This is a genomic window from Kribbella sp. NPDC104740 (assembly GCF_055583505.1).
In genome coordinates this window covers 91,371-109,969 of the sequence record NZ_JBVJNV010000005.1, presented here as the reverse complement: position 1 = coordinate 109,969, position 18,599 = coordinate 91,371, and the positions used below count along the sequence as shown (strand labels likewise).

The following is an 18,599-nucleotide window of genomic DNA, read 5'->3' as shown; positions in this document are numbered from 1 at the left end:
CGCTGGTGGAGCGCTGGCCGGACAGTCCGTACCGGGTCGGGATCTCGGGGTGGCGGTACGCGCCCTGGCGCAAGGTCTACTACCCGGACGGGCTGCCGCAGCGCGCCGAGCTGGAGTACGCGTCGCGGCGGCTGAACTCGATCGAGCTGAACGGCTCGTTCTACTCGCTGCAGCAGGTCTCGTCGTACCGGCGCTGGTACGACGAGACGCCGCCCGGGTTCGTGTTCGCGGTCAAGGGGCCGCGGTTCATCACCCAGATGAAGAAGCTCGAGGACGTCGCGACGCCGCTGGCGAACTTCTTCGCCTCCGGCGTGCTCGCGCTCGGGGAGAAGCTCGGGCCGGTGCTCTGGCAGCTGCCCGGCACGCTCGGGTACGACGAGGACCGGCTGGCACGCTTCTTCGAGCTGCTGCCGCGGACGACGGGTGAAGCGGCTGCGTTGGCGCGCAAGCACGACGAGCGGATGAACGACCGATCATTGCTGGAGGCAACGGTCGACCAGCCGGTCCGGCACGCGCTGGAGGTGCGGCACCCGTCGTACGAGCACAGCCGGTTCGTCGACCTGCTGCGCGACCACGACATCGCCCTGGTCTGCGCCGACACCGCCGGCAAGTGGCCGATGCTGGACGACGTCACCGCATCGGACTTCGTCTACGTGCGCCTCCACGGCGCCGACGAGCTCTACGTCAGCGGCTACGACGACGCCGCCCTAGACCGCTGGGCCGGACGCATCAACACCTGGCACGGCGGACGCACCCCGACGAACGGCCAACGCGTCGGCACGCCAGCGCCACGCCGTCAGCGCGAGGTGTACGCCTACTTCGACAACGACGTGAAGGTCCACGCCCCGTACGACGCGGAAGCGCTGGCGCGTCGGTTGGGCATCACCGGATGAGATACGAGGTGCTTCGCGCCGACGACCCGCGCTGCGTCGAGCTGGAGGCCGCTGGGTACACCGTCGTCGGCGAGTCCTGGGGTGCGCGGCTGCGCGACCCCGACCTAGCGCTGCTCGACGCGGCGGTGCGACGGGTGACGGGCGTCGTCGTACGAGAGCTGGACTCGTCGTACGCCGAGGAACTGCACGCGCTGGAGAAGGCGAACGAGGCGGACTATCCGTACACGCCGGCAACCGAGCGGGTCGTCGGGTCGCTCGCGACGATCCGGGAGCTGTGGAGCGAAGGCCGGGTCTTCGGCGCGCTCGACGGGGAACGGTTGGTCGCGGCAACGACCATTAGCCTGAAGGGCGCCGGCGACCAGCGGCTCGGGGAGACCGGCTTCACCTCGGTGCTTGCCAGTTACCGCGGCCGTGGCCTGGGGCAAGCAGTCAAGGCAGCCTCGGTCCTCGCGCTGCTCGACGAGGGAGTCACCGTCTTCGGGACCGGAGGAGCGGCGCTCAACGCGGCGAGCATCGGGGCGAACGAGGCGCTCGGGTACGTCGTGGAGGAGCGGTGGCGCTCCTACGCGCCACCCGCGGTCTGACTCAGGTCGGGATCCACTCCGGCCACCACGGCGGCACGTTCGCGGGGCAGATCGGGGCGGCCAGGCCGGCCGGCGTGCCGGCCCAGGAGAAGAGGGCCAGGTCGGCGATCGCGATCGCGACCAGGGCGCCGATCAGGGGCATCAGGAACTTGCCGCCGCCGCCCTTCTTCATCACGCGCCAGACGACGCTGAACAGGACGATGTTGACCACCAGCGAGACCGGGAGGCCGACGAACAGCAGGGTCGGGCCGTTGCCGACCGGGCCGGTGAGTTTGACGCCGCAGTCGTCCCAGGCGCGGCGTGTGATCCACAGCAACCCGAAACCCGCCGCCCCACCGATCACCAACGAGAAGAACGACAGCCGGTTGCCTTTGCCCATGGTCCAACCGTATGGGCTCCCGGCCCCGGTCGCCTCCCGCAACGCCTGTCCGCGGGACCCGGGGAGCATCTAGCATCCGGTCATGAAGGCGAGGGCGTGGCTGCTCAGCGCCGGGGCTTGGGGCGTTCGCAAGGAGCATCTGCTGGCGACGGGCGCGGCGGCGTCCTGAGCATCGCGTAGTACGGCGCGCGTCGCCTGAGAGCGTCAGGTGTTGATGGTGACCGGGCGCTGCGGACTCTCCAGCGGGTCCGAGGCGAGGCGGGCGTGCCGCTCGACGTCGTACCGGGTGCCGTCGTAGGCGAGGCGCTCGCGCTCCAGGCCCTCGTACAGGAACCCGGCGCCCGCGGCGACACCGCAGGAGGCCGGGTTGTTCGTCCGGTGACCGAGCTCGAGGCGGTAGAGCCCGGCGTCGTGGTGTGCCCAGTCGGCGAGCGCGCGCAGGGCGTCGCGGGCGATGCCCTGACCGCGGACCGCGGCGATCGTCCAGTACCACGTCCAGCCGACCTGGTGGCGATCGATGTTGGTCACCGCGACACAGCCGACGGGGTGGTCGTCGGCGTCCGCGACGGCGTACACGTGCCCGTTGTCGAGATCGGCGACCCGGCCGATCCAGTCGACGGCGCTCGCGGTATCGCGGATGCCGCCCTGGTTCGCCATGTCCGGGTCTGCGTGCGCCGCGGTCAAGCGCAACGCGTCAGCCACACGCCACCGCCGCAGCTCGAGCGTCGCCAGGTCGTAACCCATTCGTCGAACATACCTCCGGCGGAACAACCGCAACTCGTTCACCGGCCTGTCTCAGTACTTTTGGCGTCGACTTCGTCGCCGCGGGTTTTGGGGCTTTCTCGCCCGGTCTTCCCTCGTCGGTCGGTCGCTGCGCTCCCTCCCTCCTCAGTCCAGACCGGGCGGCCCCAAAACCTTTGGGAACTCTGTCATTGGGCAGGATGGGGGAATGCGATTTCTCGACTTCTCGGACCAGGTTGTGCTCGTCACCGGCGCCAGTAGTGGGATCGGGGCGGCTGCGGCCGTCGGGTTCGCGGAGGCGGGGGCGACGGTCGCGTTGCACTTCCACGCGAACGAGTCCGGGGCGAAGCACACGCTGAGCGCCGTGCAGACGGCCGGCGGCGACGGGTCCGTCCACCAGGCCGACCTGGCCGACCCGGACGCGGCGGGAGCGCTGATCGACGCGGTGCTGGCCAAGCACGGGCGGATCGACGTACTGGTCAACAACGCCGGCGACCTGGTGAAGCGGTCGCCGGTGACCGACGTACCGGACGACGAGTTCCGCCGGATCATCGACGTGAACCTGACCTCGGTGTTCGCGATGAGCCGCCGGATCGTGCCGGTGTTCCGCGCGCAGGGCAGCGGCGCGATCGTGAACGTCACCTCGATCGCCGGCCGGCACGGCGGAGGCGGCGGGTCGGTCGTGTACGCGACCAGCAAGGGCGCGGTCAGCACCTTCACGCACGGCCTGGCCAAGGAGCTCGCGCCCGACAACATCCGCGTGAACGCGATCTCCCCGGGCGTGATCAGCACCCCGTTCCACGACCGGCACACCGGCGAGGAGCAGCTGAAGGCGATGCTCGGCACGATCCCGATGGGCCGCACCGGTACGCCGCACGAGTGCGTCGGCACCATCCTCTACCTGGCCAGCGACGCGATGAGCTCCTACGTCACCGGCCAGATCGTCGAGGTCAACGGCGGCCAGCTGATGCCTTAAGAGGCACGCCCTAGTCGAACGAGTGGATCGGGCGGATCTCCACCGTCTCGCCCGGCCCTGCGAAGGCCTGGCCGACCTCCTCGGCGCGTTCGGGGGAGACGTCGATCAGGAACAGCCCCGCGAGGTGCTCCTTGGACTCCGAGTACGGCCCGTCGGTGACGACGGCGCGGCCGGACCAGCGGTAGAGCTTGGCGGTCGCGGGGTCGCCGAGGGCTTCGCCGCCGAGCAGTTCGCCCTTCGACTGGAGATCGCCCAGCAGAGTCTCGAAGGAGCTGTTGAGCTGGTCGCGCTCGGCCTGCGGGAGCGCCTGGTGCTCCGGCATGAAGTCGCCGGTCGGGTGGCCCCACGGCCGCGGGCTGGAGTAGATCAGTACGACGTACTTCATGTGGACTCCTGAACGAACGAGCGGCCGCTGATCGGCCTTCCGACGCTACATCGGATCCGGTCAGCGGCCCTCGACATTTCTAGTTGTTCAGCAAGTCCTCGAACGGCGTCGGGTTCGCGAAAGGGTCCACGGCCCCGGTCGCCGGCCGGGCCGTCACCAGGTCGACGAGCTCGGTCGCCGCCCGCTCGACCCGCGTCTTCAGCGCGGCCGCGTGCGGCCCCCAGTCCGACGACGCGGCGTACACACCGGTCGGTACGACGACCGCCTGCAGGTAGGCGAACAGCGGCCGCAGCGCGTACTCCAGGACCAGCGAGTGCCGCTCGGTCCCGCCGGTCGCGCCGATCAGGACCGGCTTGCCGACCAGCGCCTTGTCGTCGAGCACGTCGAAGAACATCTTGAACAGCCCGTTGTACGACGCACTGAAGGTCGGCGTGACCGCGATCAGCGCATCGGCCTCGACGACCGTCTCCAGCACCTCGCGCAGCGCCGCCGACGGGAAGCCGGTGAGCAGGTTGTTGGTCAGGTCGTGCGCGTGGTCGCGCAGCTCGACGACGACGATCCGGTGCGGCACCCCGCGGCCGTCCAGGGTGTCCCGGACGGCGGCGGCGAGCTGGTCGGCGAGCAGCCGGGTCGACGACGGGGTCGTCAGCCCGGCGGTCACCACCGCGATGGTGCGTTCGCCGGCGGGACGCGGCAGCGCCTTCATCGCTCGACTCCCTCCGCGACCGACTCCGGCGTGGACAGCGACTCCAGCGAGTGCGCCCGCTCGGCCGCGGTCTTCAGCGACTCGTGCGTCGGCGCGTCCGGCACGTGCGCCGGCTTCAGCGCCGCGAACTCCTTGCGCAGGACCGGCACGACCTCCTCGCCGAGGATGTCGAGCTGCTCGAGCACCGTCTTCAGCGGCAGACCGGCGTGGTCCATCAGGAACAGCTGGCGCTGGTAGTCACCGAACTGCTCGCGGAAGCCGAGGGTCCGCTCGATCACTTCCTGCGGGCTGCCGACGGTCAGCGGCGTCTCGCGGGTGAAGTCCTCCAGCGAGGGCCCGTGGCCGTAGACCGGCGCGTTGTCGAAGTACGGGCGGAACTCGCGGACGGCGTCCTGGGAGTTCTTCCGCATGAAGACCTGGCCGCCGAGGCCGACGATCGCCTGGTCGGCGGCGCCGTGCCCGTAGTGCTCGAAGCGGCGGCGGTACAGGCCGATCATCTGCGCGGTGTGCGAGGCCGGCCAGAAGATGTTGTTGTGGAAGAAGCCGTCACCGTAGTACGCCGCCTGCTCCGCGATCTCCGGTGAGCGGATCGAGCCGTGCCACACGAACGGCGGGACGCCGTCGAGCGGCCGCGGGGTCGCGGTGAAGCCCTGCAGCGGGGTCCGGAAGTTGCCCTCCCAGTCGACCACGTCCTCGCGCCACAGGCGGCGCAGCAGGGCGTAGTTCTCGACGGCGAGCTGGATGCCGTTGCGGATGTCCTGGCCGAACCACGGGTAGACCGGGCCGGTGTTGCCGCGACCCATCATCAGGTCGACCCGGCCGTCGGCCAGGTGCTGCAGCATCGCGTAGTCCTCGGCGATCTTCACCGGGTCGTTGGTGGTGATCAGCGTGGTCGAGGTGGACAGGATCAGCTTCGAGGTGCGGGCCGCGATGTAGCCGAGCATGGTGGTCGGGGACGACGCCACGAACGGCGGGTTGTGGTGCTCGCCGCTGGCGAAGACGTCCAGGCCGACCTCCTCGGCCTTCAGCGCGATCGTCACCATCGCCTTGATCCGCTCGGCCTCGGACACGGTCGTGCCCGTGGTCGGGTCCTGCGTCACGTCGCTGACGCTGAAGATGCCGAACTGCATCAGGGTTCTCCTCGAAGTAGGTAGTTAATTATTGAACTATTTCCAGCTCTTGTCTATTCCGGTCCGCCCAGTGAAACTTGGTCCCACCCTGCGAAACCCCTTCCGCCCCGAGGAGTTCGTTCATGATGCTCTCCCGCCGCCTCGTCCTGGGCAGCGCCGCCGCGATTCCCGCCGCCGGACTACTCTCCGGCGCGCCCGCCCAGGCCAGCCAGTACGGCCGACGCGACGCCTCCACCGAACTGCTCGCCGAGTGGGCCGAGACGCCCGGCACGCACCCGCTGATCCCCGACATCTCGCACGCCGGCTACCGCGGCGGCGAACGTCCGAGCCGCCCGCGCAAGGTCGTGAAGGTCACCGACTTCGGCGCCCGCCCCGGCAGCAGCACCGACGCCGCCCCAGCCTTCAACAAAGCAGTCCAGTACGCCGGTACGCACGGCGGCGCCACCGTCCTCGTCCCGCCGGGCGTCTACCGCCTCGACTCACCGGTCTGGATCCACTGGTCGAACGTCGTGCTCAAGGGCTCCGGCCGGGACCGCACGATCCTGCACTTCACCCGGCCGCTCGAGGAGAGCTACCGCCCGAACCTCCAGCCGAGCCTGCAGAGCCGCTGGTCGTGGACCGGCGGCCAGATCTGGGTGATCGCGCCGGAGCGCAAGGCCAAGTCGGAGGCGGAGGACTTCGCCGCGTCGGAGGGCTGGCTGCTCGGCGACACGCTCGCCGAGGTCGGCGCCGCGTCGCGCGGCCAGCGGACGCTGCTCGTGTCCAGCACCGCGAGCCTGAAGGCCGGCGACCTCGTCGTACTGGAGACCGACAACCCGGCCGACGCCGGTGTCCTCAAGCACCTGGCCGGCGACGTCCCCGGTACGGCGGCGTACGACTGGCCGGTCAAGGCGCCGCAGCTGACCACCGGGTCGGCCGGTCAGTACATCCAGTACGCGACGCTGCAGTGGCCGGTCCGCATCGCGAAGATCCTCGGCGACCGCCTGGTCGAACTCGCGCAGCCGCTGCGCTACGACCTCAGGCCGAGCTGGCCGTCGCGGCTGCGGGAGATCGGGCCGACCGTGCACGACGTCGGCGTCGAGTCGCTGACGATCCGCAACGAGCTGAAGCCGATGACCATCCACAACCGCCATCCCGGCGCGAACGGCCTGTGCTTCCAGGCGGTGCACGACTGCTGGGCCGACGACGTCCGCGTCGAGAACTGCGACCTGGGCTTCGGGTTCACCACCACGAAGGCGGTCACGCTGACCGACGTCGTGGTCGGCGGCCGGTCGGCGCACCACAGCTTCGCCTGCCGGATGCAGGCCCACGACAACCTGGTCGACGGGTTCGAGATCGAGGCGTTCACGGTGCCGCTGCCATCCGGAGCGCTGCACCACGGGCTCAATCTCGAAGGGCTGTCCGCGGGCAACGTCTGGCGCCGCGGCCGGATGGCCGAGGGGACGTTCGACACGCACCGGGCGATGCCGTTCGAGAACGCGCGCACCGACATCACGCTGGTCAACAACGGTCGCGTCGGTGGTTCGGCGGCGTCCGGTCCGCTGTTCGGCGCGCGGATCGCACACTGGAACGTGCGGATCACCAGCGGTACGCCGTACGCGATTCAGCTGGCCGACGTGGCGCCCCGCAGCCTCACGGTCGGGCTGCAGGGGCTCACGTCGGACCCGAGCGGGTTGCCGCGCGACTTCCAGGGCGACCTGGAGAACGGCACCTTCCTGCTCGGCGCGCGGCCCGGCGTACCGGATCTGTACGCCGCGCAGCGCTCGCTCAAATAGTGTGCGTGGCCAGGTGACTGTCGTCGCCGGTCAGCGCCGCCACGATCCGGCGGTGCTTGACCGCCTCGTCGGCCCGTGACTGCCGCTCGAGCGTGCGCGCCATCATCAGGTGCGCGTAGTACTCGGTCGGCTCGCGGGCGATCACCTCGGTCAGGTGCTCCTCGGCGGGCTTCAGCAGCGCGGAGTGGTAGTAGGCGCGGGCCAGCAGCAGCCGCGTGCCCACGTCGTCCGGCGTCTCGTCGACCACCGGCTTCAGCGCCTTGATCGCCCCGCGGTAGTCCTTCTCCTCGAAGTACTGCCGGCCGAGGCCGTAGCTCAACGCACGCATGTCTTCCATCAGCAGACCTCCTGTCGGGGTGGGCGAACATCGTTTCGAACGCCCGCCCCGGCGGCGGTATTCCTAGGCGGCGTCCAGCTCCGCGACCTGCTCCGCGGTCAGCTCCAGGTCGACCGCGGCGGAGGAGTCGCGGATCGTCTCCGGCCGGCTCGACCCCGGGATCGGGATCACGTGCGGCGACTTGGCCAGCATCCAGGCCAGCGTGAGCTGCTGCGGGCTGACCTGCAGCTCCTGAGCGATCCGGTGGAACGCCGGGTGCTTCTCGCCGAGGTCCGACGCCTTCGAGATCCCGCCGAGCGGCGACCAGGGCAGGAACGCGATACCGAGCTCGTCGCACAGCTCCAGCTCCGGCTCGCTCGACCGGAAGGCCGGGGAGAACTGGTTCTGCACCGAGACGAGCCGGCCGCCGAGGATCTCCTGCGCCTGCTTGATCTGCTCCGGGTTCGCGTTGGAGATGCCGGCCTGCCGGATCTTGCCCGCGTCGAGCAGGTCGCGGATCGCGCCGACCGACTCCTCGTACGGCGTCTTCGGGTCCGGCCGGTGGAACTGGTACAGCCCGATCGCCTCGACCCCGAGCCGTTTCAGCGACGCGTCGGCGGCCTGCTTCAGGTACTCCGGGGAGCCGTTCAGCGTCCAGGAGCCGTCACCGGGCCGCAGGTGCCCGCCCTTGGTCGCGACCAGCACGTTCGACGTGTCACCGCCGTACGACGCCAGCGCCTTCGCGATCAGAGACTCGTTGTGCCCGACGTCGGTCGCGGTCAGGTGGTAGGCGTCGGCGGTGTCGATCAGCGTGATCCCGGCGTCCAGCGCCGCGTGGATCGTCGCCACCGACCGGCTCTCGTCGTCCGGACGGCCCTCGATGGACATCGGCATCCCGCCGAGCCCGATCGCACTGACCTCGACGTCGCCGATCCTGCGGTTCTTGTTCGTAGCCATGCGCTCCAAGTTCCCGCACCGGCCGAACGAAATCCAACAGCAAAATACGGATGCAGTAAGCACTCCAGTTGCTGAATCCCGTTCGGCCGGGCTGCGCGTCAGCCCAGGTGCACGTTCGCGCGCCGGTCCTCGACGACGTAGGTCGCGCGGGTGCTGACCGGGGCGTCGGGCTTGCTGACGAACGGGACGACGCGGAAGTCGGAGCGCCACTGGTGCTCGTCGACCGTCACCCGGACGTAGCCGCGCTGGGAGTTGAAGAACTTCAGGTGCGGGTTCGCGGCCAGGAACTGCCGGCCCTGGTCGGTGCTGTCGGCGCCGTCACCGCCGCTGGTGATCGACGTACCGACGAACTCGGTGCCGACCGTGCGCGAGTCCGGGTCGGCGAAGTCGCGCTTCAGCTCCAGCGCGTAGTTCTGGTGCCGGTCGCCGGTGATGACGACCAGGTTGCGGACGCCGCTGTCCTGCGCGGCGGCCAGCACCTTGTTGCGCTCGGCAACATAACCGTCCCACGGGTCGAGCCAGACGTGGGTCTCCGGCCCGGGCGTCCAGTCGGTCTGGCCCATCGGGGTCTGGTTGCCGAGCACCTGCCAGCGGGCCCGCGACTGCCGGAAGCCGTCCAGCAGCCACTTGCGCTGCTTGCCGCCGAGCATCGTGTTGTCCGGGTCGAAGCGGTCGTCGCAGGTCGACGAGTCGCCGTCGCCGCACGGCTGGTCCGAGCGGTACTGCCGGGTGTCGAGGATGGTGAAGTCCGCCAGCCGGCCGTACGGCAGCCGCCGGTGGTAGCGGATGTCCGGGCCGGACGGCATCTGCTCGTGCCGCAGCGGCAGGTTCTCGTACATCGCCTGGAACGCCTGCGCCCTGCGCTGCTTGAAGATCACCGGGTCCTGGTCCGGCTCGGTGTCGGCCTGGGACAGGTCGCCGGCCCAGTTGTTCTCCACCTCGTGGTCGTCGAAGGTGTGGATCCACGGGTGCGCCGCGTGCGCGGCCTGCAGCGGCGCCTCGGACTTGTAGAGCGAGTACTGCAGCCGGTACCGGGCCAGGTCGAAGGTCTCGGTGTGGAACCGCGGGTCGGTCTCGACGCCGCGCTTGTTGGTCTTCACACCCGACTCGTACAGGTAGTCGCCGAGGTGCACGACCAGGTCGAGGTCCTCGCGCGCCATGTGCTCGTACGCCGTGAAGTACCCGTCCTGCCAGGCGTTGCACGAGGCGAACGCGAACCGCAGGTTGCGCGGCGTGGTCAGCGGGTGCGGCGTGGTCCGGGTCCGGCCGGTCGGCGAGACCTCGTGGCCGGTGCGGAAGCGGTAGTAGTACTCGCGGTCCGGCAGCAGCCCGTGGATCTCGGGGTGCACCGAGTGCCCGAGCTCCGGCGTCGCGAGCACGCTGGACCGCCGTACGACGAACCGGAAGCGCTCGTCGAGCGCGACCTCGTACTCGACCCGGACCGGCTTGTTCGGCATCCCGCCCTTGCCGTCGACGGCGAACGGGTCGGTGGCCAGCCGGGTCCAGAGCACCACGCTGTCGTACTTCGGGTCGCCGGAGGCCACGCCGAGCGTGAACGGGTTGCCGGCCCGGCCGGGAACGGCGTACGTGGTCGAGGCGTCCCAGACACCGGTGCCGAGCAGCACCGCGGCGGTGCCGGCACCGCCGTACCCGAGAAAACGCCGTCGGGAGACAGACATCACAGATCCTCCTGGAGCGGGGAGAGGGGGGTCCGGATCAGCCTTCAGCCGGTGGATGACGGCGCGCGGACCGCGGTGCGACGCCGAAGTGAACGAAACTGCTCGATACGCTGAGATCTGGCCACCGAACCTGCAGGAGTGCTTGAGATGACGTACCAGCCGTGCCGCTACGCCCGCCGCTGGCCGGAGCTGTTCGCGCCGCTGGACGACGCGCAGAAGCAGCGTGTGAGCGATGCGCTGGCGAGTGGGCGGCTGGACGGGTGGGAGCCTGATCAGGAGGATGTCGCCGATCTGGTCGACCGGGAGCTGGGGCGGATCGACGCTGCCGAGTACACGCGGCGGACGATCGCGAAGGTGACCCGCCGGAGCAGCCCGGCCGAGGGCGGGGCGTGACCGAACCGGCCCCCGAGCAGCAGCCCCAAGCCGCCGAGCAGCAGGCTCCGGCCCCCGAGCCGCAGCTCTCGGCGGAGATGCAGCGCTGGAACCGCCTGCTCGTCGCCCCGGGCGGCCCGCTGCGCAACAAGCTCGGCCTCACCGACCCCTTCGCGCTGCGCGAGGCCGAGTACAAGATCCGCGCGATGCGGCAGGGCGAGATCGACCGCGGCGAGGTCGACATCCCGCGCACCTTCGACGCGGCGCACCTGCAGGCGATCCACCAGCACCTGTTCCAGGACGTGTACGAGTGGGCCGGTGAGTTCCGCGACGTCGACCTGGTGAAGTTCGGCCAGACGTTCTTGGCGTACGAGCGGACCGGCGAGTGGATGGACCGGATCAACGCCATCGCGCAGAGCACCGACTGGCCGAACCTGTCCCGCGACGAGTTCGTCCGCCGGATCGCCGACGTGCACTGCCGGCTGAACTGCGCGCACCCGTTCCGGGAGGGCAACGGCGCCTCCACCAAGCTGTTCCTGCAGCAGCTGACCGAGAGTACGCCGTACCGGCTGGACTTCGACCAGGTCGAGCAGCTCGAGTGGAACCAGGCCGCCTACGAGTCGATGACCGACCCGACCCAAACCGGCACGCTGCTCCCGGACAAGCTGGAGCCGGTCTTCGACCGGGTCGTCGTCGCCCGCGACCCGCAGCCCGCGGCCGCCGCTGACCCGGAGTTGGCAAAGGCGATCGCACTGCAGAACTCGACGTACCAGAACGTGAGCACGCACCGCAGCGGGCCCACCGCCGAGCAGTCCGCCCCGCGGCCCCAGACCATCAGCCCGGCCAAGGCGCCCGAACGCGAGGCCTGACCAGGCATCGAGCGCTGACCAGGCAGGATGGCCCCATGCAGATCGATGAGCGGATCCGGCGCGCCCGGCCGGACGACGTACCGGCGATCGTGGAGCTGGTCTACGCGCTGGCGGAGTACGAGCGCGAGCCCGACGCCTGCCGGCTGACCGCGACCCAACTGGACACCGCCCTGTTCGGCCCCACGCCCGCGGTGTTCGCGCACGTCGCCGAACACGACGGCGAGATCGTCGGCTGCGCGCTGTGGTTCCTGAACTTCTCCACCTGGCGCGGCGTCCACGGCATCTACCTGGAAGACCTCTTCGTCCGCCCCGAGCAGCGCGGCTCCGGCCTCGGCAAGGCCCTGCTCACCGCGCTGGCCCAGGAGTGCGTCCAGAACGGCTACGAGCGCCTGGAGTGGTCCGTCCTCGACTGGAACACCCCCGCGATCGACTTCTACGCCGCGCTCGGCGCCCGCCCGCAGTCCGAGTGGACGACCTTCCGCCTCACCGACGACGCGCTCACGGCGCTCGGTTCATGAACTACACGGACTACACCTGGTTCCGGCGGCACCCGCTCAACGACGCCTACTGCCTGACCTCGGTGAAGGACCTCGACCCGATCGAGACGCTCAACCGCCTCGGCGCAGAGAACATCGAATCGGTCGCCGGCCTGCTCCCGTTCCGAATGTACGCCGAGCGGCATTTCCCCTTCCACACCCACAACCCGTACCCGATCGGTGCGATCGGCCTGCCCGGCGGCACCCTGCTGGTCGAGTCGAACGGGTTCCTCGGGACCAGCCCGTCGATCGCCGTCCCGCTGTCCGTCGGCACCGACGTCACGGCGCACTCCAGCAACGTGGACTGCGACAGCTTCTTCCTCTGGTGCCGCGACGGCGAGATCCGGTTGCGGTTCGACCCGATGCGGCCCGCCTGGCGGGACGGGGCGGATCCGGACGGTCTGCGCGACCTCCTGGTCGAGATCGGTTATGACCTCAGCGACGAGGAGGACAGCGACTACGAGCACTACGAGGAGAAGACCATGGTGCTGTGTCACGCGCTGACCGGCTTGACCGTCACCGAGCAGCTGCTCGAGGACGCCGAGTACCTGTCCGGGCTGGTCACTCTGCCGCGGTGATACCCCGGCTGCGCTGCTTCGCCTGGTACATCTCGTGGTCGGCGGTGCGCAGGAGCTCGTCGAGGTCGGCGGTGTACGGGCTGACCACCGCCGTGCCGATGCTGGTCGTGACCGGGACGTCGATCCCGGTCAGCGGGCGGTTGACCGAGTCCTCGATCCGGCGCATCAGCGCGGCCAGGTCGGCGCCGTCGATCTCTTCGGCCAGTACGGCGAACTCGTCGCCGCCGAGCCGCGCCACCGTGTCCCCGTGCCGTACGGCGGACAGCAGCCGCCCGGCGATCTCGCGGAGCGCCTGGTCGCCGGCCTCGTGGCCGTACTTGTCGTTGACCAGCTTGAAGTGGTTCAGGTCGCAGAACAGCAGCACCCCGCGCCGCCCGCTCTGGCGGGAGCGCTGCAGCGCTGTGGTGAACCGGTGTTGCAGGAGGCGCCGGTTCGGCAGGCCGGTCAGCGCGTCGTGCGCGGCGTGGTGCTGCAGCTCGCGCTCGGTCTCCTTGCGCGCGGTCACGTCGTCGATCTGGATCAGCACGATCCGCGGCTGCTCTTTGTTGCCCTGATCAACGATCGCGGCGGTGCCGCCGAGCCAGATGTCGAGGCCGTCGGTACGCCGGAAGGTCCGCTCGAAGCGGTACGGACCGCGGCCCTCGGTCAGCTCGGCGACCTCGCGCTCGGTCTGCCCGGCGTTCTCGTCCTCCAGGTAGTCCATCAGCGGCGACCCGACCAGCTGGGCCGCGGTGTAGCCGGTGATCCGGCAGAACGCCTCGTTGACCCGCAGCACCCGGCCGCGTTCCGGCCCGTCGAGCGCGATCGTGGCCATCCCGTTCCCGGCGCCCTCGAAGACCAGCCGGAACGTCGTCTCGCTCGCCTCCAGCCGGGCCTTCTCGGCGAGCAGCTGGTCGGTCAGCCGGGCCTTGTCGATCGCGAGCCCGGCCTGGGTCGCGAAGATCTCCAGCAGCTCCCGGTGCACCGGACCCGGCCGCCGCTGGTCCTCGGGCAGGTCGACCGACAGCATCCCGACCAGCTCGCCGTCGGAGGAGTGCAGCGGCGCGAACAGCGCGTCCAGCGGGTGCCACGCGTCCGGATCGGTCGAGATCGGTACGTCGGGCACCCAGCCGACCACCTCACCCTCGGGCAGCCGCTCGTGCGGCACGAACCGCAGCCCGCCCCAGACGTCCGCGATCTCGAACTCGCCGTCGAAGATGTCCGCGGCGCTCACCGTCCCGAGCAGCGCCTCGCGCGCCTCCGGCGACCCGGAGACCGCGATCACCTCGAACTTGCCGTCCGGCTGCCGCAGGTTCAGCACGGCGATGCCGAACCCGAGGCCGTCGACGACCCCGTCGACGACGGCCTGCAGGGTCTCGGCCAGGCTCCGGCCGGCGCCCATCCGGGCACTCACCTCGTAGAGACGGCGCACGGCCGTCAACCGTACGGTGGGCTCGTTCTGCACTGCGCTGCTCCGGCGTCACGGCGTCGGCGGCCTCACGGGAACCCCGCCGTGGTGAGGGCCCCCTCACAGAGTGACAGATCGCGCCCGGAGAGCAACGTCCCCGGAATGCCGTGGCACGATCGTGCTGACCTCGGGCGGTGACCGTTCACGTACTGCCAGTGACGACTGTACGCCGTACGCCGGTCAGAACCGCATTTGCGCCAAGCTCTGGTAGCTCGTTCGCGCGGAGACCCACGGATCCGTCGGCGCGTCGTGCTCGACCAGCCACTGCCGCACACCGCCGCTGTCCGCGTGCGCGAACATCGCCGGGAAGTCGAGCGTGCCGGCGCCGACGTCCTCCCAGGAACCGTCCGCGGCCATGTCCTTGACGTGCAGCGCGGGGAAGCGGCCGGGGTGCTGCTGGAAGTAGTCGATCGGGTCCTGGCCGCCGTTCACCACCCAGTACAGGTCGAGCTCGAAGCCGAGCAGCTCCGGCTCGACCTCGTTCAGCAGGATGTCGAACTTCACCTGCCCGTCGACGACCTCGAAGTCGTGCCCGTGGTTGTGGAACAGCAGCTTCAGCCCCGCCTGCTTGGCGGTCTCGCCGGCCTTGCTGAACGCCGCCGCGGCCTCGCGGAACCCGTCCAGTGTGCGCAGCTCGTCGGGCAGCGACGGGACCACGATCCACTCGCCGCCGAGCGTCCGCACGTCCTCGAGCGCGCCCTCCCAGTCGTCGGTCAGCCGCGAGTAGCCGACGTGCTCGAGCACGATCTTCAGCCCGGCGTCGTCGGCGAACCGCCGGATGTCGGCGGCCGAGTGGCCGAACCGGCCGCTGACGCCGACGGTCCGGTAGCCGATCCCGGCCAGCTGGTTGAGGGTGCCGGAGTAGTCGTCCTTCAGGACGTCGCGCATCGTGTACAGGTGCATGCCGATTCCGTCGGCGGGGATGCTCACGAGACGTGCTCCTTCAGTTGGGGGCTTCAGGCAACGTGCTCTTGGTAGCGGGCGAGCGCCAGGTCGAACACCTCTTGGCCGGGCGCGTCCCACAGCTCCTGGTTGAAGATCTCCACCTCGACCGGCCCGGCGTACCCGGCCGCGTCACAGGCCTCGCGCAGCCGGCGCAGCTCGATCGCGCCGTCGCCCATCATGCCGCGGCCGAGCAGCGTGTCCGCGGGGAGCGGGACGGTCCAGTCGCTGACCTGGTACGAGCAGATCCGGGCGCCGGCCCGCTCGATCTGGCGGTAGACGTCGGCGTCCCACCACAGGTGGTAGGCGTCGACGATCACGCCGACCTGCTCGACGGGGAACTGCTCGGCGAGGTCGAGCGCGCCGCCGAGCGACGAGACGACGCAGCGGTCGGAGCAGAACATCGGGTGCAGGGGTTCGATCGCGAGCCGGACGCCGTGCTGTTCGGCGTACGGCGCGAGTTCCGCCAAACCCTCTTGCACCATGCTTCTTGCTCCCTCCAGATCCCGGGAGCCGGGCGGCAATCCACCGCTGACCAGCACCAGCGTGTCGGTACCGAGGGCTGCGGACTCGTCGATCGCCCTGCGGTTGTCCTCGATCTTCGCCTTGCGCTCAGTCGGGTCGGTCGCCGTGAAGAAACCACCACGGCACAGCGACGAGACCTTCAAGCCGGCTTCCTGGACGAGTCGTGCAGACTTCTCGACGCCGTACTCCTGGATCGGCTCGCGCCACAACCCGATCCACTCCAGCTCCGCCTTCGCGCTGGCCGCGACGACGTCCTCCAGCGGCCAGTACTTCGTGGTCGCCTGGTTGAGGCTGTAGCGGTTCATGCGTCGATCCCGTACGTCGCGAGCAGCTGCGTGAACCGCCGCGTGGCGAGCTCGGGGTCGGTGAGCACGCCGGCCTGGTCGGCGAGCCGGAACGTCTCGGCCAGGTGCGGGACCGAGCGGCCGGTCTGCAGGCCGCCGACCATGCCGAAGCCCGGCTGGTAGCCGTTCAGCCAGGCCAGGAAGGCGATCCCGGTCTTGTAGTACGGCGTCGGCGCCGAGAAGATGTGCCGGGCCAGCGGGACGGTCGGCGCGAAGACCTCGTCGTACCGGGTCAGGTCGCCGTCGTCGATCGCCTTCAGCGCGGCGGCGGCCGCGGGGGCGATGGCGGCGAAGATGCCGAGCAGGGCGTCGCTGTGGCGCTGGTCGTCGCCGCGGATCAGCTCGGGGTAGTTGAAGTCGTCGCCGGTGTAGAGCCTGGTGGTGATTCTGTTGCGCAGAGCAACTTCCTTGGCGGCGTCGAGGAGCGAGACCTTGATGCCGTCGACCTTGGCGGTGTTCGCTTCGATCAGCTCGACGACGACATCGGCCGCGGCGTCGAGGTCGTCGGTGCCCCAGTAGCCGTCGAGCGCCGGGTCGAACATGCTGCCGAGCCAGTGCAGGATCACCGGTCGGGTCGACTGGGCGAGCAGGTGGTCGTAGACCTTGCGGTAGTCGTCCGGCCCTGCTGCCGCCGCGCAGAGCGCCCGGCTGGCCATCAGGATCGGCTGCGCGCCGGCCTCCTCGGCGACCGCGAGCTGCTCCTCGTACGCCTTGATCACCGCGTCGAGGCTGTGCTCACCGGCTGGGAGTTGGTCGGTGCCCACGCCGACCGCGATCCGCCCGTTCGGAGCCTCGGCGGCCGATCGCCGGATCAGCTCCTGCGTGGCGGCCCAGTCCAGCCCCATGCCGCGCTGAGCGGTGTCCATCGCTTCAGCGACCGAGAGCCCGAGCGACCACAGGTGCCGCCGGAACCCGAGCGTGTGCTCCCAGTCGACGACGGCGGGCGCTCCGGGGGAGTTGTCGCCCAGCGGATCGGCCACCACGTGAGCGGCCGCGAACGCCAGCCGACTGCGCGCTGGTTGGTAGTTGCCATGAGCAACAGGCTCGCCAACCAGCCGGTACTCGGCGAGCCCGCCCGGCCCGGCCCCGCCGGGTCCGGCCGGGGCGGCTCCGCTCCCCCCACCCTCTTCTTTTCCCCCGCCGAAGGCGGGGAGTCGGAGCGAGAGGCTCATGCCTTGTTCTCGATCGCCAGCGCCGGGACCTCCAGCTTGCGGCCTTCCTTCCAGGACTGCAGCCCGAGCTCCGCCAGCTGCACGCCCTTGGCGCCCTCGACGAAGTCCCAGGTGAACGGCGCGTCGTCGACCACGTGCCGCAGGAACATCTCCCACTGCACCTTGAACCCGTTGTCGAACACCTCGTTGTCCGGCACCTCGGCCCACTGGTCGCGGAACGAGTACGCCGCCGGCAGGTCCGGGTTCCAGACCGGCTTCGGCGTCGCCGAACGGTGCTGGGCGCGGCAGTTGCGCAGCCCGGCGACCGCGGACCCCTCGGTCCCGTCGACCTGGAACTCGACCAGCTCGTCGCGGAACACCCGGGTCGCCCAGGACGAGTTCAGCTGGGCGATGATTCCGCCCTCGAGCTCGAACACGCCGTACGCCGCGTCCTCGGCGGTGGCGACGTACTCGTAACCCTGTTCGTCCCAGCGCTGCGGGATGTGCACCGCGCCCTGGCAGTAGACCGACTTGACCGGCGCGAAGATCTGGTCGAGCACGTACCGCCAGTGGCAGAACATGTCGACGACGATGCCGCCGCCCTCCTCGGACTTGTAGTTCCAGGCCGGCCGCTGCGCCTCCTGCCAGTCGCCCTCGAACACCCAGTACCCGAACTCGCCGCGCACCGACAGGATCTTCCCGAAGAACCCACCGTCGACCAGCCGCTTCAGCTTCCGCAGCCCCGGCAGCGACAACTTGTCCTGCACGACCCCGTTCTTCAGCCCCGAGTCGCGCACCAGCTTCGCCAGATCAACCGCCGCGTCGAGTCCCTCGGCGATCGGCTTCTCGCAGTAGATCGCCTTCCCGGCCTCGACCGCGGCCCGGACCCCCTTCTCCCGCAACTGCGTGAGCTGGGAGTCGAAGTAGATCTCCACGTCCGGCTCCGCCAGCGCCGCAGACAGATCGGTGGTCCACCGAGTCAACCCGTACTGCTCGGCGATCCGCCGCAACTTCAGCTCGTTCCGCCCGACCAGGATCGGGTCCGGAATGATCATCGACCCGTCGGCCGCGGGAATCCCACCCTGCTCCCGGATCGCCACGATCGACCGCTCCAGGTGCTGGCGCAGTCCCATCCGTCCGGTGACGCCGTTCATCACGATGCCGACGCGTCGTTCGCTCACAGTCACTACCTCTCTTCGGCGCGCTGGTACTTGCTGCGCAGGGTTCGGTCGGGGCGGACACCGCCGGGCACGCGCAACGCCTCCCGACTCCCGCTCGGAAAGCCCTTTCCAAGCGCGTGCTCGCAACCTTAGG

Annotated in this window: 21 protein-coding genes; 8 read left to right on the top strand and 13 right to left on the bottom strand. The window is 70.0% G+C overall.

Features of this window, described 5'->3' with window-relative positions; translation table 11 throughout:
* Positions 1-5: 5 nt before the first annotated feature.
* Together ACZ6Z4_RS26090 and ACZ6Z4_RS26085 are read left to right on the top strand one after the other, a co-directional pair.
* On the top strand, positions 6-893 hold the full coding sequence (locus ACZ6Z4_RS26090; protein ID WP_465569459.1) for a DUF72 domain-containing protein: 888 nt from the start codon (positions 6-8) through the stop codon (positions 891-893).
* On the top strand, positions 890-1,477 hold the full coding sequence (locus ACZ6Z4_RS26085; protein ID WP_465569457.1) for a GNAT family N-acetyltransferase: 588 nt from the start codon (positions 890-892) through the stop codon (positions 1,475-1,477). Before ACZ6Z4_RS26090 ends, ACZ6Z4_RS26085 begins: the two co-directional genes overlap by 4 nt.
* Position 1,478: 1 nt before the next feature.
* Here ACZ6Z4_RS26085 and ACZ6Z4_RS26080 read toward each other — a convergent pair whose 3' ends face one another.
* Positions 1,479-1,856 (bottom strand): hypothetical protein, encoded by a 378-nt coding sequence (locus ACZ6Z4_RS26080; protein ID WP_465569455.1) that lies wholly within the window; start codon positions 1,854-1,856, stop codon positions 1,479-1,481.
* 204 nt (positions 1,857-2,060) lie between these two features.
* Positions 2,061-2,600 (bottom strand): GNAT family N-acetyltransferase, encoded by a 540-nt coding sequence (locus tag ACZ6Z4_RS26075; protein ID WP_465569454.1) that lies wholly within the window; start codon positions 2,598-2,600, stop codon positions 2,061-2,063.
* A 205-nt stretch (positions 2,601-2,805) separates the two neighbouring features.
* Here ACZ6Z4_RS26075 and ACZ6Z4_RS26070 point away from each other — a divergent pair, with 205 nt between their 5' ends.
* Positions 2,806-3,573: an SDR family NAD(P)-dependent oxidoreductase gene (locus ACZ6Z4_RS26070; RefSeq protein ID WP_465569452.1), complete on the top strand. Its 768-nt coding sequence runs from the start codon at positions 2,806-2,808 to the stop codon at positions 3,571-3,573.
* A 10-nt stretch (positions 3,574-3,583) separates the two neighbouring features.
* Here ACZ6Z4_RS26070 and ACZ6Z4_RS26065 read toward each other — a convergent pair whose 3' ends face one another.
* From ACZ6Z4_RS26065 to ACZ6Z4_RS26055, 3 genes are all read right to left on the bottom strand, one after another.
* Complete coding sequence (locus ACZ6Z4_RS26065) at positions 3,584-3,958, bottom strand: YciI family protein (protein WP_465569451.1); 375 nt, start codon at positions 3,956-3,958, stop codon at positions 3,584-3,586.
* A 79-nt stretch (positions 3,959-4,037) separates the two neighbouring features.
* On the bottom strand, positions 4,038-4,664 hold the full coding sequence (locus tag ACZ6Z4_RS26060; protein WP_465569449.1) for an FMN reductase: 627 nt from the start codon (positions 4,662-4,664) through the stop codon (positions 4,038-4,040).
* A complete protein-coding gene (locus tag ACZ6Z4_RS26055; protein ID WP_465569447.1) occupies positions 4,661-5,794 on the bottom strand; it encodes an LLM class flavin-dependent oxidoreductase in 1,134 nt (377 codons plus the stop codon). The genes ACZ6Z4_RS26060 and ACZ6Z4_RS26055 overlap by 4 nt, the downstream gene beginning before the upstream one ends.
* Before the next feature lie 122 nt (positions 5,795-5,916).
* Here ACZ6Z4_RS26055 and ACZ6Z4_RS26050 point away from each other — a divergent pair, with 122 nt between their 5' ends.
* The gene (locus ACZ6Z4_RS26050) at positions 5,917-7,569 is read left to right on the top strand and encodes a glycosyl hydrolase family 28-related protein (protein WP_465569445.1); all 1,653 of its coding nucleotides are present in this window, start codon (positions 5,917-5,919) and stop codon (positions 7,567-7,569) included.
* Here the strand turns inward: ACZ6Z4_RS26050 and ACZ6Z4_RS26045 are convergent.
* From ACZ6Z4_RS26045 to ACZ6Z4_RS26035, 3 genes are all read right to left on the bottom strand, one after another.
* Positions 7,562-7,906, bottom strand: a complete 345-nt coding sequence (locus ACZ6Z4_RS26045) for a tetratricopeptide repeat protein (RefSeq protein WP_363677211.1) — start codon at positions 7,904-7,906, stop codon at positions 7,562-7,564. The genes ACZ6Z4_RS26050 and ACZ6Z4_RS26045 overlap by 8 nt on opposite strands.
* A 63-nt stretch (positions 7,907-7,969) precedes the next feature.
* Positions 7,970-8,842 (bottom strand): aldo/keto reductase, encoded by an 873-nt coding sequence (locus ACZ6Z4_RS26040; protein WP_465569442.1) that lies wholly within the window; start codon positions 8,840-8,842, stop codon positions 7,970-7,972.
* 98 nt (positions 8,843-8,940) lie between these two features.
* Entirely contained in the window at positions 8,941-10,521 is a 1,581-nt protein-coding gene (locus tag ACZ6Z4_RS26035) for an alkaline phosphatase D family protein (RefSeq protein ID WP_465569440.1), read from the bottom strand.
* 147 nt (positions 10,522-10,668) lie between these two features.
* On the opposite strand from ACZ6Z4_RS26035, the gene ACZ6Z4_RS26030 reads away from it, so the two are divergent.
* The 4 genes from ACZ6Z4_RS26030 to ACZ6Z4_RS26015 are packed head-to-tail and all read left to right on the top strand — an operon-like array spanning position 10,669 to position 12,876.
* Positions 10,669-10,914: an antitoxin VbhA family protein gene (locus ACZ6Z4_RS26030; protein WP_465569438.1), complete on the top strand. Its 246-nt coding sequence runs from the start codon at positions 10,669-10,671 to the stop codon at positions 10,912-10,914.
* Entirely contained in the window at positions 10,911-11,762 is an 852-nt protein-coding gene (locus ACZ6Z4_RS26025; protein WP_465569436.1) for a Fic/DOC family protein, read from the top strand. The genes ACZ6Z4_RS26030 and ACZ6Z4_RS26025 overlap by 4 nt, the downstream gene beginning before the upstream one ends.
* A 35-nt stretch (positions 11,763-11,797) precedes the next feature.
* Positions 11,798-12,280, top strand: coding sequence for a GNAT family N-acetyltransferase (locus ACZ6Z4_RS26020; RefSeq protein WP_465569434.1), 483 nt, complete (start codon positions 11,798-11,800; stop codon positions 12,278-12,280).
* Positions 12,277-12,876, top strand: coding sequence for a DUF6461 domain-containing protein (locus ACZ6Z4_RS26015; protein WP_465569432.1), 600 nt, complete (start codon positions 12,277-12,279; stop codon positions 12,874-12,876). Before ACZ6Z4_RS26020 ends, ACZ6Z4_RS26015 begins: the two co-directional genes overlap by 4 nt.
* Here ACZ6Z4_RS26015 and ACZ6Z4_RS26010 read toward each other — a convergent pair.
* The 5 genes from ACZ6Z4_RS26010 to ACZ6Z4_RS25990 all read right to left on the bottom strand — a co-directional run bounded on the left by ACZ6Z4_RS26010 (position 12,860) and on the right by ACZ6Z4_RS25990 (position 18,466).
* Entirely contained in the window at positions 12,860-14,287 is a 1,428-nt protein-coding gene (locus tag ACZ6Z4_RS26010; protein ID WP_465569430.1) for a diguanylate cyclase domain-containing protein, read from the bottom strand. The two genes, ACZ6Z4_RS26015 and ACZ6Z4_RS26010, sit on opposite strands and share 17 nt — an antisense overlap.
* Before the next feature lie 216 nt (positions 14,288-14,503).
* The gene (locus ACZ6Z4_RS26005; protein WP_363677202.1) at positions 14,504-15,253 is read right to left on the bottom strand and encodes a sugar phosphate isomerase/epimerase family protein; all 750 of its coding nucleotides are present in this window, start codon (positions 15,251-15,253) and stop codon (positions 14,504-14,506) included.
* Between the two features lie 26 nt (positions 15,254-15,279).
* Positions 15,280-16,095 carry a sugar phosphate isomerase/epimerase family protein gene (locus ACZ6Z4_RS26000; protein ID WP_465569428.1) on the bottom strand — a complete coding sequence of 272 codons (816 nt, stop codon included), beginning with the start codon at positions 16,093-16,095 and terminating at the stop codon, positions 15,280-15,282.
* Entirely contained in the window at positions 16,092-17,306 is a 1,215-nt protein-coding gene (locus ACZ6Z4_RS25995) for a dihydrodipicolinate synthase family protein (protein ID WP_465569426.1), read from the bottom strand. Before ACZ6Z4_RS25995 ends, ACZ6Z4_RS26000 begins: the two co-directional genes overlap by 4 nt.
* Complete coding sequence (locus ACZ6Z4_RS25990) at positions 17,303-18,466, bottom strand: Gfo/Idh/MocA family protein (protein ID WP_465569424.1); 1,164 nt, start codon at positions 18,464-18,466, stop codon at positions 17,303-17,305. The genes ACZ6Z4_RS25995 and ACZ6Z4_RS25990 overlap by 4 nt, the downstream gene beginning before the upstream one ends.
* Positions 18,467-18,599: the final 133 nt, after the last annotated feature.